Origin of the sequence: Polynucleobacter aenigmaticus (genome assembly GCF_002206635.1) — a bacterium.
GTDB classification, from domain to species: Bacteria; Pseudomonadota; Gammaproteobacteria; order Burkholderiales; family Burkholderiaceae; genus Polynucleobacter; species Polynucleobacter aenigmaticus.
This window is the reverse complement of sequence record NZ_NGUO01000013.1, coordinates 60,771-73,226: the sequence shown is the minus strand read 5'-3', so window position 1 is coordinate 73,226 and position 12,456 is coordinate 60,771. Positions and strand designations below refer to the sequence as shown.

Sequence of the window (12,456 nt, the reverse complement as noted above, 5' to 3'; positions counted from 1 at the left end):
CCTGATGTCCGCAACAGAAATTAAAACCACTACCGATCAAAAGATGCAAAAGTCTCTTGAGGCTTTGAAGACCAATTTGGCGAAGATTCGTTCTGGCCGTGCAAACCCCGGAATTTTGGAGCACATCCAGGTTGACTACTACGGTAATCCAACACCGTTGAGCCAAGTCGCTAGCTTAGGTTTGGCTGATGCCAGAACCATTAACGTTCAGCCTTTTGAAAAGACTATGGTCGGCGCCATCGAGAAGGCAATTCGGGATTCTGATTTAGGCCTGAATCCAGCATCACAGGGTACGGTTATTCGCGTACCAATGCCCGCCTTAACTGAAGAGCGTCGTCGTGATTTAACAAAGGTTGTCAGAAACGAAGGTGAGGATACGAAGATTGCCGTGCGTAATCTGCGACGTGATGCCAATGAACATTTAAAGCGCCTTACCAAAGATAAAGAAATTTCCGAGGATGATGAGCGTCGTGCAACAGATGACATTCAGAAGATGACAGATCGAGCTGTAGTGGATATCGATAAGATCGTTACAGAAAAAGAAAAAGAGATCATGACGGTTTAGTCGTCAGATTCATTTTTATCTATCACCACTTATGACACAACACATTAGCTCTACCTTAGTTGTTCCCGAGGTAAATGCTATTCCACGCCATGTTGCCATCATTATGGATGGCAATGGTCGGTGGGCTAGTAAGCGTTTCATGCCACGTGTGGCGGGCCATTCCGAGGGTTTGACTGCTGTTCGTAAGATTGTTCAAGAGTGCCGCCGTCTAGGTGTTGAGTACCTTACCGTATTTGCGTTTAGTTCTGAAAACTGGCGCCGGCCACCAGAAGAGGTGGGCTTTTTAATGAAGCTATTTTTGAAGTCATTGAAAAGCGAAGTATCGCGCTTGGCTGAAAACGACATCTCACTTCGACTCATTGGTGACTTAAATCGATTTGATTCCACTATTCAGGAGATGGTGCAATTTTCTGAAGAAAAGACTGCCAGCTGTAAGGGCCTTACTTTTACTATCGCCGCTAACTATGGTGGACGTTGGGATATTTTGCAGGCGATGCGCCAATGTTTAGTTGCTAATCCCAACTTAAAGCCCGAGGAAGTTTCCGAAGAATTATTGCAGCCACATTTGTCGATGGCCTACGCCCCGGAACCCGATTTATTTATTCGTACGGGTGGCGAGCAGCGAGTGAGCAATTTCTTGCTGTGGCAATTGGCTTATACCGAACTGTATTTCACGGACATTCTTTGGCCTGATTTTGATGAAGCTGAACTTCATAAAGCATTTGATTGGTTTAGTCAGCGTGAACGTCGTTTTGGCCGAACCAGTGCTCAGTTGGCATCCGAGCCAATGAGCGACGCAGTCTAAGTACCTCACTATCCCCTTATGCTAAAAACTCGAATTATTACTGCCACCATTCTGATGGCAGTGCTATTGCCCATTTTGTTTTTATTGCCACCGTTTTATCTAGGCGCTTTCTTTCTGGTTGCGCTGGTTGCTGCTGCCTGGGAGTGGAGTCGCATGATTGCTCCGGAGGCAAAGATGGCCGCCTGGCTTTATGCTGCTTTTTGCTTGGTAATCATTTTGTTTTTATTGGGTATGCAAGCGATCTCATGGCAGTTTTCTTTGCTCATGATGGCTGTTTTGTTTTGGTTCTTTCTTGCGCCATTTATTTTGGCAAAGGGTATGAATCTCTCTCTTCAGAAATTGAAGCCTTTTTACAGCATCCTCGGACTCATCATTCTTCCGGCAACCTGGTTCGCCCTAGTTTTCTTGCGTGAGCTTGGCTTGATGTTTTTATTGAGCAGCATGGCTTTAGTCTGGATTGCTGATATTGGCGCTTACTTTGTTGGCAAGGCTTTTGGTAAACATAAGCTTGCCGTGCAAATTAGCCCAGGAAAATCGATTGAAGGTGCAGTAGGGGGCTTAGTGCTTTGCTACTTATATGCATTCTTGTGCGTAGTGTATTTACCTCTTGGAGATACTTTGTTTGGTGCGTGGGCCATTCGCTTTGGCTGGGTTCCCACGTTCTTGATGGTGACGGTGTTGGTAGCATTTAGCGTGTTCGGTGATTTATTTGAGTCACAATTAAAGCGCCTGGCTGGCGTGAAGGATAGTAGTCATTTGTTGCCTGGTCACGGCGGTGTTTTGGATCGCGTTGATGCGTTGATTCCAACGATGCCGATTGCTGCACTGCTAGCCGGATTGATTTGATGTCTATTAGACAAGTTGCCATCCTAGGATCTACAGGGTCGATTGGCGTCAACACCTTGGATGTCATTCGTGCGCATCCTGACCGCTTTCAGGTGGTGGCACTCACTGCAGCAAAGCAAATTGAGCGCCTAGCTGAGCAATGCATCGAGTTTAGGCCTGCCATTGCGGTGGTTGCCGATGCAATAGGGGCTGCCCGTTTAAGTCAATTGCTGACAGATAAGCATATCAAGACTCAAGTTTTGTTCGGCCCTGAAGCTTTGGTAACTGCTGTCACTGATTCTGCTTGCGATACTGTCATGGCTGCAATTGTTGGAGCTGCTGGCCTTGTTCCCACCTTAGCTGCAGCGCAAGCTGGTAAGCGCGTATTACTAGCCAATAAAGAAGCGCTCGTGATGTCTGGCAACTTATTTATGCAAGCCATGAAAGCTGGTGGCGGTGAGTTACTGCCGATCGATAGTGAGCACAATGCGATTTTTCAATGTCTACCAGCGCAATTTACAAAGACCCCAGCAGAGTATTTGGGGGTTGAAGAGCTTTGGTTAACTGCTTCTGGTGGGCCCTTTAGAGATATACCGATCGCAGACTTAGCGGCGATTACGCCTGAGCAAGCCTGCGCGCATCCAAACTGGGTAATGGGTAGAAAGATTTCCGTTGATTCTGCAACGATGATGAACAAAGGACTTGAAGTCATCGAAGCTTTTTGGTTGTTTGGTTTACCGCTAGAAAAAATTAAGGTATTGATTCATCCACAGAGCGTGGTGCATTCCATGGTGCGCTACCGAGATGGTTCTGTACTGGCGCAAATGGGTCAGCCTGATATGCGTACGCCGATTGCCTTTGGATTGGCATGGCCTCAGCGGATTGATGCTGGCGTTGCCCAGTTAAATCTGACGCAGTTGGCCGGCCTCAGTTTTTCGGAGCCAAACTTTTCTCAATTTCCATGTCTGAGTTTAGCGTTTGCTGCCGCAAATGCAGGAGGCACTGCACCGGCTGTATTGAATGCTGCTAATGAAATCGCAGTCGCTGCATTTTTGGATGAAGGCTTGCCTTATCTACAGATTGCCGAGGTGGTAGAGGGTACATTGAATGCTGTGCCATCAGTTTCTGCAGATTCCCTAGAGATCATTCTCGGTGCAGATGCGAAAGCCCGTCAGATTGCAAATGATTTCATTCGTAATATCAAGCGATAGATCGGTGAACTTGTGCAAGCTTTAATTACTCTTGCTGCATTCTTAGCCACACTTGGAGTACTCGTGAGCTTCCATGAGTATGGCCACTTTTTAGCGGCCCGCTTATGTGGTGTGAAGGTGCTGCGCTTTGCTTTGGGGTTTGGAAAACCTTTATTTACTTATCGAGCCGATAACGGGACCGAATGGGTTCTCGCTTCTATACCCTTGGGAGGCTATGTCAAATTGCTGGACGGGCGAGATACTCAGCAATCGATCAACCCCGCAGAGCGTCCAGAATCATTTGATGTAAAGCCTCTTTGGCAACGGTCCTTGATCGTGGCAGCAGGGCCGTTTGCTAACTTCTTATTAGCCGTTATTTTGTTCTCTGTTATTTACGTCTCGGGTGTTCCTCAATTGCCCGCTCGGCTCCAGGCGCCTCCCGAGCAATCTATTGCCGCAAAATTAGGGGTGGCAGCCGGAGATCAGGTCATCGGCTGGCAATCCCTGTCGACAGATTACAGTGGCGCCCCAATTCTTGAGGAGTTTGATCCCGTTCCTAGCTGGAATGCCTTGCGCTGGCTGCTCTTGGATGCTTTAACTGGGGAGCAGGGCTTTGCCCTTGATCTGCAGGATGTTTCTGGTCGTCGCCATATTAAATCCTTCAGGCAGGGCGATTTACCGCAGATTGCTCCAGAATCTGACCCATTCCAAGCGCTGGGCCTGCTGCCACAACTCAGCCCACCGTCAGAGTGGACGGAGCTCAAATTGGGTCCTATAGAAGCCCTTTGCTTTGCAAGTCAGCGGGTGTATTTAATTACCAAGGTCTCCCTGCGGCTAATGCTGGGTTTATTTACTGGAAAGACTGCCTTAAAGCAGCTTGGTGGACCTTTAAGTATTGCCGATATGGCAGGGAAGTCTGCTCAGGTGGGCTGGCAGCCATTTGCAGCCTTTTTGGCCCTCATGAGTATCAGTATTGGACTCTTGAATTTGGTCCCCCTGCCAATGCTAGATGGGGGTCAGCTCCTGTATGATGGATGGGAGTTGGTTGCTGGTAAGCGAATTTCACTATCCATGCAGGAAAAGCTCCAAAAAGTGGGTTTTTTTGCTGCTGATATCCCTTTCCTTGCTAGCCTTGTTTAACGATTTGCAACGCTACCTTTCACCTTGAATTTTTTGATCCCTTCTTTTCGCTCTGTATCTCGATTTGTTGCCCAAGTCGCCCTAGTTGTTGTTGCTGGTCTGTGTCTGACTGCACAAGCAGCGGATCCTTTTGTTGTTAAAGATATTCGAATTGAGGGATTGCAGCGAGTTGAGCCGGGCACGGTGTTTAGTTACCTACCAGTTCAAGTCGGTGATACCTTCACAGAAGAGAAGAGTGCTGAGGCTATCAAGGCCCTGTACAGCACTGGTTTCTTCCGTGATGTTCAGATTCAGGCACAAGGCAATGTATTGATTGTGATCGTTGAAGAGCGTCCAACTATCTCCCGCATTGAATTTACCGGGATGAAAGAGTTTGACCAAGAAATAGTGCGTAAATCCCTCAAAGCTGTCGGTGTAGCAGAAGCCCGCTTCTATGACAAAGCATTGATCGATAAGGCTGAGCAAGAACTCAAGCGCCAATATGTTGGTAAGGGTATGTATGCCGCTGAGGTAGTTGCCACGGTAACCCCAGTTGAGCGCAATCAAGTGGCTATTTATTTCAATATCGATGAAGGTCCTGTAGCGAAGATTCAGGAGATTAATTTCATCGGTGATGCCGTATTCAGTGAGAGCACTCTCAAAAGCCAGATGCAGCTCAAGACCGGCGGATGGTTATCTTGGTACAGCAAAGACAATTTATATTCCAAGCAAAAGCTCACAGCTGACTTAGAAAATATCCGCTCTTACTATCTCAATAGAGGTTACCTCGAGTTTGTGATTGAATCGACTCAGGTATCGATTACTCCAGACAAGAAGGGCATTTACCTCACGATTAGTATTCGTGAGGGCAATAAGTTCACCGTCAAGGCTGTTCGTTTGGCTGGCGACTTGTTGGGCAAAGAGGCCGAGCTTATTCAGCTTGTGGCCCTCAAACCTGGTGATACATTCTCCTCAGCAAAGCTGACGGAGAGCACTAAAGCCATTGCTGAAATTCTGGGTTCTTATGGTTATGCATTTGCCACCATTAACCCGCAACCAGATATTCGTCGCGATTTAAGTGAGGTTGATTTAACTCTCGTGGTTGACCCAGGTCGCCGTGTCTATGTCCGTCAGGTGAATGTCACTGGTAATGCAAAGACGCGCGATATGGTCATTCGTCGCGAGATGCGTCAGTTCGAAAGCTCTTGGTTCGATAGTGAGAAGATTGATTTATCTAAGAAGCGCCTAGGTCGTTTGGGTTACTTCACAGAGACTGATGTATCTACACAAGATGTTCCGGGATCTCCCGATCAGGTTGATGTGAATGTGAAGGTTGCTGAAAAGCCGACTGGTGCAATTACTTTAGGTGCCGGCTTCTCATCAACTGAGAAATTAATTTTGTCTGCGGGTATTAACCAAGAAAATGCGTTTGGTACAGGTACTGCAGTAGGGCTTAATTTCTCAATGGGTAAGATTAATCAAAGCTTGGCTTTGTCTAACTACGACCCTTACTTCACTGAAGAGGGTATTAGTCGATATACCGATTTGTACTATCGATCATCAAAGCCGCTGTACTACACAGGCGATCCTGATTATCAAATCAAGTCGGTAGGCTCCAACGTTAAGTTTGGCGTTCCTTACACTGAAGTAGATAGAGTCTTCTTTGGCACTGGCTTTGAAGTATTCCAGATTCAATCCAGCGTCAATACGCCAACTCCGTATTTAAATTACATGCAGGACTATGGCATTGCGGCGCCTGGCTACCCAGCGACATTAAATACTTATAACGTTCCAGTCACCGTTGGTTGGTCCCGTGATGGTCGTGATAGCGCCCTCATTCCGTCGACCGGATCATTGCAGCAACTTAATGCTGAAGTGGGAACTCCTGTTGGCAACATGATGTTCTACCGTATTTTTGGCCAATACCAAAAGTACCACTCCTTCTCAAAAGGCAATATCTTGTCGTTTAATGGTGAGGTCGGTTACGGCGAGGCTTACGGTAAATATCCATTCCCAATTACCAAAAACTACTATGTTGGTGGCATCGGATCGGTTCGTGGTTATTCGCCGGGTTCTCTCGGGCCTACCTATGTCAATACCTATACAGGCCTTAATCAGCCGACGGGTGGCCAGTCCAAAATTGTCACCAACATCGAGTACACCGTTCCAGTGCCTGGCTCTGGCGTTGACAAGACTCTGCGGGTATTTAGTTTCGTGGACGGTGGTAATGTTTATAACGAAAATATCAATCTCGTCTTGCGATATTCTTATGGCTTAGGTTTATCATGGATATCACCGCTGGGCCCGCTAAAATTCAGTTATGGTATTCCGATCAAATCGTTACCAACGGACAATATCCAGCGTTTGCAGTTCCAAGTTGGTACAGCGTTTTAATTGCTTAAGGAAAGTTTTATGAAGCTTCGTCAATCTTCTAAATGGATTCAATTTGGCTTAATTGCCATTGCATCTGCTATTACATTGCCACCTGCATTTGCTCAAGATGCTGGGACTCGAGTTGCTGCCGTTAACGTTGAAAAAGTATTCAACGAATCCAATATGGCTAAAGCAAGTCAGACTAAGTTGCAGAACGAGTTCATGAAGCGTCAGAATGAAATTCGTGAAAGCGCTCAAAAAATTAAGTCTGCTGCTGAAAAATTAGATCGTGACTCAGCGGTAATGCCAGAGGCAGATCGCGTACGTCGTCAACGTGAGTTGGCAGACCAAGACCGCGAACTCCAGCGCAAGCAACGTGAGTACACGGAAGATCTCAATCAGAGAAACTTTGAAGAGCGTGCCAAGATTGCTGAAAAAGCGAATCAAGCCCTCAAGCAAATTGCGGACCAAAGAAAAATTGATGTCATTATTCAAGACCCAGCCTATGCCAATCCAAAGGTTGATGTTACTGATGATGTCATCAAGGCTTTGAACAGTCTCAAGTAAGTTTTATGCCCACCGCCATCGAGCTGGCCGAACAGTTTCAAGTAAGCTTGGTGGGGGATGGCTCCCTCGCGCTTGGGGGCCTCGCTCCTCTCGAGCGAGCCCAATCTACTCAAATCTCCTTTTTATCTAATCCGCTGTATCGCCAGCAAGCTAGCGATAGCGCTGCTGGCGGTCTGATTGTTAGCAAGGCAGATCTCGATTTTCTTCAGGCAAATCCTGGCGCTCATTCTGCGCAACGCGTTTACTTTGTCTCTAAAAATCCCTACGCAAGTTTTGCCAGAATGGCGCAGCACTTTGCAAAGGCATCTGCACCTATTTATGCTCCTGGCGTACATCCCAGTGCGGCAATTGATCCTTCTGTCAGTATTCCTGCTTCATGCCATATTGGCCCATTTGTACATATCGGCCCTAGCGTGATATTGGGTGAGCGTGTTGTCTTGCTAGGTAATACCTCTGTTGCAAGAAATTCCACCATTGCTAGTGATGCCCTGATTTATCCCAACGTATCCATTTATTCCGAAACCCAGATTGGTGAGCGTTGCATTATTCATAGCGGCGCAGTGATTGGGGCGGATGGCTTTGGTTTTGCTCCTGATTTATCCGCTACTGGTGTTGAGTGGGTCAAGATCCCGCAAGCTGGGGCCGTAGTGATTGGCAGCGATGTGGAGATTGGGGCTTCAACCACCATTGACCGTGGAGCAATGAGTGATACCGTCATTGGTTCTGGGACAAAGATTGATAATCAAGTGCAAATTGCCCATAACGTGACGGTTGGTAATTGTTGCGTTATTGCTGGTTGTGCCGCTATTTCGGGAAGCACCAGGATTGGTAATTTCTGCATCATTGGGGGTGCAGCCAATTTTGCTGGGCACCTCACTATTGCGGATAGAACTACGGTGTCTGGTAATACCTCGATTATTCGTTCCATTACCGAGCCGGGCCAGCATTACACCGGTGTTTATCCCTCAATGCTGCATAGTGCTTGGGAGAAAAATGCAGCTATTCTGCGAGGTCTCGATAAAATACGCCAACGCTTACGATTATTGGACAAGTCTAAATAAGCTCGTCATCATATTAAAAAATCTAGAAACTTTATTTAGCAGGTAAACACATGACCAAACCCATCGCCATCGACATTAATAAGATTTTGAAATTATTGCCGCATCGCTATCCATTTTTATTGGTTGATCGCGTATTGGAGCTTGAGCCACGTCAGAGCATCACTGCGCTCAAAAACGTCACGATAAATGAGCCATTCTTTCAGGGCCACTTCCCAGATTTTCCAGTCATGCCCGGTGTCTTGATTATTGAGGCGCTGGCCCAAACCGCTGCTTTATTGACGTTCTCAGAAGAGCGCGCAGAAGACGCTGTTTACTACTTTGCTGGCATTGATGGCGCCCGCTTTAAAAAGCCAGTATTGCCAGGCGATCAACTCATCATGACGGCTAAGTTAGAACGTGAGCGTGCGGGTATCTATAAGTTCCGGGTGCAAGCGACGGTTGATGGAGAGCTTGCTGCTGAAGCCAATATCACTTGTGCTGTTCGTACGAAAGGCGCGTAATGACTCGGATTCATGCATCCGCTATAGTTGATAGTAAAGCTGAAATCGCTAGTGATGTTGAGATCGGCCCCTATTCTGTTATTGGGCCCAATGTCAAAATCGGCGCTGGCAGCAAGATAGCTTCCCATACCGTGATTGAGGGTTACACCACGATCGGCAAAGAGAATATTTTTGCCCACTTTGCAGCCATCGGTGGCGCTCCGCAAGATATGAAATACCGCGGCGAGCCGACCCAACTGATTATTGGCGATCGCAACACGATTCGAGAGTTCACGACCATTCATACAGGGACTTCGCAAGACGAGGGCATTACCCGAATTGGTAATGACAACTGGATTATGGCTTATGTACATATTGCGCATGATTGCCAAATTGGAAGCAACACTATTTTTGCAAGTAATGCGCAGATTGCTGGTCATGTTCGAGTAGATGACTGGGCAATTATGGGGGGGATGTCTGGCGTGCATCAATTTGTGCGAGTTGGCCAGCACGCTATGCTTGGTGGTGCTTCTGCTTTGGTGCAAGACATTCCACCGTTTGTGATTGCGGCAGGGGATAAAGCATCTCCACATGGTATCAATGTGGAAGGTCTGAAGCGTCGCGGCTTTTCAAGTGAGACCATTTCTGCATTGCGTCAGGCATACAAGGTGCTTTACAAAGACGGTCTGAGTTTTGAAGAGGCTAAGGTAGAGATTCAGAAGATGGCTACTGCTAGTGCATCTGATGCTGCTACCGCAGAGAAGTTGACTGAGTTCTACGACTTTATTGCCGCATCTACGCGCGGCATTATTCGATAGAGCAGCTCTATGCCTAAACTCGCTTGTGTTGCCGGAGAGCCTTCGGGTGATTTGCTGGCTGCACCAGTGCTGAGTGCCTTAAAGCAAATCCCCGATACCTCGGGGCTCGAGGTGTACGGCATTGGCGGTCCACGCATGCAGGCAGAGGGCCTGCGTTCAGATTGGCCCATGGAAACATTAAGTGTCCGGGGATATGTCGAGGCAATCAAACAGCTTCCAGCGATTCTGAGATTGCGTAAAGAACTCATTCATAATCTCTTGGGCGAAGATCGTCCTGATGTCTACCTAGGTGTTGATGCACCAGATTTCAATTTAGGGGTTGAGCTAGCCTTGCGTAAGGCCGGCATACCCACTTTGCATTTTGTCTCCCCATCCATTTGGGCCTGGAGGGCAGGGCGTATTCACAAGATTAAACAAGCTGTCGAAAGAATGCTCTGCATCTTCCCATTTGAAACCGAGATTTACGAGCGTGCTGGAATTCCCGCAACCTATGTTGGGCATCCTCTAGCAAGCGAGATTCCGCTAGAGCCAAAACCGGCATCTGCCAAACAACGAATCGAAAAAATCTTAAACCTGCCTACCGATGCATTAAATGGAATTTTGGTTTCAGTATTACCAGGTAGCCGTGTTTCGGAGATCGAGCTGATTGCCCCTATCTTTTTTGAAGCGATGGCAGAGCTTACTAAGCGCATGCAAGGACAGTCACTGCACTTTGTGATTCCAGTGGCAACACCACGCTTGCGTACACCGCTTGAAGCTTTACTCAAAAGCACTTTAGAGAAAAATCCAGACCTTCACATTTATTTGATTGATGGCGAGGCGGATGCCGTACTTGAGGCTGCCAATGTCGTGTTGATTGCCAGTGGCACAGCCACCTTACAAGCGGCGCTCTGGAAAAAGCCAATGGTGATTTCGTATAAGGTGCCCTGGCTTACTGCCCAGATTATGAAGCGCCAAGGATATTTACCTTATGTAGGCCTCCCTAATATTTTATGCGGAGAGTTTGTTGTTCCAGAACTCCTGCAGGACGATGCCACTCCGAGCAAGTTGGCGGATGCACTATTGGACTGGTTGAATAATCCGGATAAAGTAAACCAGCTTAAATCCCGTTTTGCGCAGATGCATGAGACCTTACGTCGCCCGACCGGATTACTAGTTGCCCAAGCTGTGGCGCAAACTATTGTTGCTGGTAAAAATCGGGTTAATGCGTGAGCGTGATTTGGGTTTGCGGTGTTGATGAAGCGGGGCGTGGCCCATTGGCTGGAGCAGTTGTTGCTGGTGCGGTTGTCCTTGATCCCGAGAACCCCATCACTGGATTAAAAGATTCCAAAAAATTATCCCCCGCAAGACGAGAGTTTTTATTTGAGCAAATTCAACTCAAGGCTAAAGCCTGGGGTATTGGTGAAGCCAGTCCCGTTGAGATCGATGAAATCAATATTTTGCAAGCAACCATGCTGGCTATGCGCCGAGCGATTGAAGATCTCACTACGCGTTTGGGTGGCTGGCCTGATAAGGCTTTAATCGATGGCAATCGCTGTCCTGAGCTCCCCATTGCGGCAGAGGCCATCATCAAGGGTGATACCAAGGAGCCGGCAATATCCGCCGCATCAATCTTGGCTAAAGTAACGCGCGACCGTCAAATGAGGGCTCTTCATGAATTACATCCACAGTATGGTTTTGCCCAGCACATGGGATATCCAACCGAAGCCCATTTCGCTGCCTTAAAGGAGTTTGGCGCCTGCGATCAACATCGTCGCAGCTTTTCTCCTGTTCGTCATGTTTTGGCGCTTCATAGTCGATAATCTAAGTTATGAAAATTGAATTTATTAGCTCGAAAGAAAATCCTTTATTTAAAGAGATTAGACATTTGCAGGCCGTTGGCCCTAAAGGGCAAAAGGCGAGATTTATTTCAGGTCAGACTTTGCTTGAAGGAATTCATTTGGTACAAGCCTGGGTAGGTAATCCCGCTCTGAGGTTCTTAATTACTTCTGAGGTGGGCTTGCAAAATCCCGAGATTGCTCAGGCCGTATATGACCATGTTGAAATTTGCCCTGAGACTCGCGTATATCAGTTGGATAAAGGTTTATGGGGCTTACTTAGTGATTTAGTAAACGCTCCGCACATTGCTGGACTTTTGGATTTACCTCAATCTGCGTTGGCACCACAACAATCTATTGCCACGCTACCTGGTGATGTGATTATTCTGGATCGCATACAAGATGCAGGCAATCTTGGATCTATCTTGCGAACTGCTGCTGCAACTGGTTTTACTCAGGTGATCGCATTATCTGGCTGTGCCCATCTGTGGTCGAGCAAAGTATTGCGTGCCGGTATGGGCGCACATCGCTTGCTTGACCTCTATGAGGGATGGTCATATCAGCAAGTCTTAAGTGCAGTTACAGCCCCTTTATTGGCGGCTACTGCAGGTGGTGAGCTAGATATCTTTAATATGCGTAAAGAGCTAATGCATCCCGTGGCGTGGGTGATGGGGAGCGAAGGTCAGGGCATCTCTGATGACCTTATGGCACAGGCAAAAGGAGTTTCGATACCTATTGATCCGCGAGTAGAGTCTTTGAATGTTTCTGCTGCCGCAGCTATCTGTCTATTTGAGACGGTTCGAGTTCGACGTAGCTAGATCCCTCAATATAGGGCGG

Annotated in this window: 13 protein-coding genes; all 13 read left to right on the top strand. The window is 47.4% G+C overall.

Annotation, left to right across the window (positions count from 1 at the left end; genetic code table 11):
* Window positions 1-4: 4 nt before the first annotated feature.
* The 13 genes from frr to CBI30_RS08790 are packed head-to-tail and all read left to right on the top strand — an operon-like array spanning window position 5 to window position 12,437.
* Window positions 5-565 carry a ribosome recycling factor gene (gene frr / locus CBI30_RS08850; RefSeq protein ID WP_088527943.1) on the top strand — a complete coding sequence of 187 codons (561 nt, stop codon included), beginning with the start codon at window positions 5-7 and terminating at the stop codon, window positions 563-565.
* 31 nt (window positions 566-596) lie between these two features.
* The gene (locus CBI30_RS08845) at window positions 597-1,370 is read left to right on the top strand and encodes an isoprenyl transferase (protein ID WP_088527942.1); all 774 of its coding nucleotides are present in this window, start codon (window positions 597-599) and stop codon (window positions 1,368-1,370) included.
* 18 nt (window positions 1,371-1,388) lie between these two features.
* Window positions 1,389-2,216, top strand: coding sequence for a phosphatidate cytidylyltransferase (locus CBI30_RS08840; RefSeq protein ID WP_088527941.1), 828 nt, complete (start codon window positions 1,389-1,391; stop codon window positions 2,214-2,216).
* Complete coding sequence (ispC, locus tag CBI30_RS08835; protein WP_088527940.1) at window positions 2,216-3,406, top strand: 1-deoxy-D-xylulose-5-phosphate reductoisomerase; 1,191 nt, start codon at window positions 2,216-2,218, stop codon at window positions 3,404-3,406. The genes CBI30_RS08840 and ispC overlap by 1 nt, the downstream gene beginning before the upstream one ends.
* A 12-nt stretch (window positions 3,407-3,418) precedes the next feature.
* On the top strand, window positions 3,419-4,525 hold the full coding sequence (locus tag CBI30_RS08830) for a M50 family metallopeptidase (protein WP_240553551.1): 1,107 nt from the start codon (window positions 3,419-3,421) through the stop codon (window positions 4,523-4,525).
* Between the two features lie 33 nt (window positions 4,526-4,558).
* Window positions 4,559-6,898, top strand: coding sequence for an outer membrane protein assembly factor BamA (gene bamA, locus CBI30_RS08825; RefSeq protein ID WP_370652542.1), 2,340 nt, complete (start codon window positions 4,559-4,561; stop codon window positions 6,896-6,898).
* A gap of 18 nt (window positions 6,899-6,916) precedes the next feature.
* Window positions 6,917-7,444 carry an OmpH/Skp family outer membrane protein gene (locus CBI30_RS08820; protein WP_088527938.1) on the top strand — a complete coding sequence of 176 codons (528 nt, stop codon included), beginning with the start codon at window positions 6,917-6,919 and terminating at the stop codon, window positions 7,442-7,444.
* A gap of 5 nt (window positions 7,445-7,449) precedes the next feature.
* Window positions 7,450-8,505, top strand: a complete 1,056-nt coding sequence (gene lpxD, locus CBI30_RS08815; protein WP_088527937.1) for a UDP-3-O-(3-hydroxymyristoyl)glucosamine N-acyltransferase — start codon at window positions 7,450-7,452, stop codon at window positions 8,503-8,505.
* 50 nt (window positions 8,506-8,555) lie between these two features.
* On the top strand, window positions 8,556-9,005 hold the full coding sequence (fabZ, locus tag CBI30_RS08810) for a 3-hydroxyacyl-ACP dehydratase FabZ (RefSeq protein WP_088527936.1): 450 nt from the start codon (window positions 8,556-8,558) through the stop codon (window positions 9,003-9,005).
* Complete coding sequence (lpxA, locus tag CBI30_RS08805) at window positions 9,005-9,802, top strand: acyl-ACP--UDP-N-acetylglucosamine O-acyltransferase (protein WP_088527935.1); 798 nt, start codon at window positions 9,005-9,007, stop codon at window positions 9,800-9,802. The genes fabZ and lpxA overlap by 1 nt, the downstream gene beginning before the upstream one ends.
* Window positions 9,803-9,811: 9 nt before the next feature.
* Window positions 9,812-11,014 (top strand): lipid-A-disaccharide synthase, encoded by a 1,203-nt coding sequence (gene lpxB / locus CBI30_RS08800; protein ID WP_088527934.1) that lies wholly within the window; start codon window positions 9,812-9,814, stop codon window positions 11,012-11,014.
* Window positions 11,011-11,604, top strand: coding sequence for a ribonuclease HII (gene rnhB / locus CBI30_RS08795; protein ID WP_088527933.1), 594 nt, complete (start codon window positions 11,011-11,013; stop codon window positions 11,602-11,604). Before lpxB ends, rnhB begins: the two co-directional genes overlap by 4 nt.
* Before the next feature lie 8 nt (window positions 11,605-11,612).
* Window positions 11,613-12,437 carry a TrmH family RNA methyltransferase gene (locus CBI30_RS08790; RefSeq protein WP_088527932.1) on the top strand — a complete coding sequence of 275 codons (825 nt, stop codon included), beginning with the start codon at window positions 11,613-11,615 and terminating at the stop codon, window positions 12,435-12,437.
* Window positions 12,438-12,456: the final 19 nt, after the last annotated feature.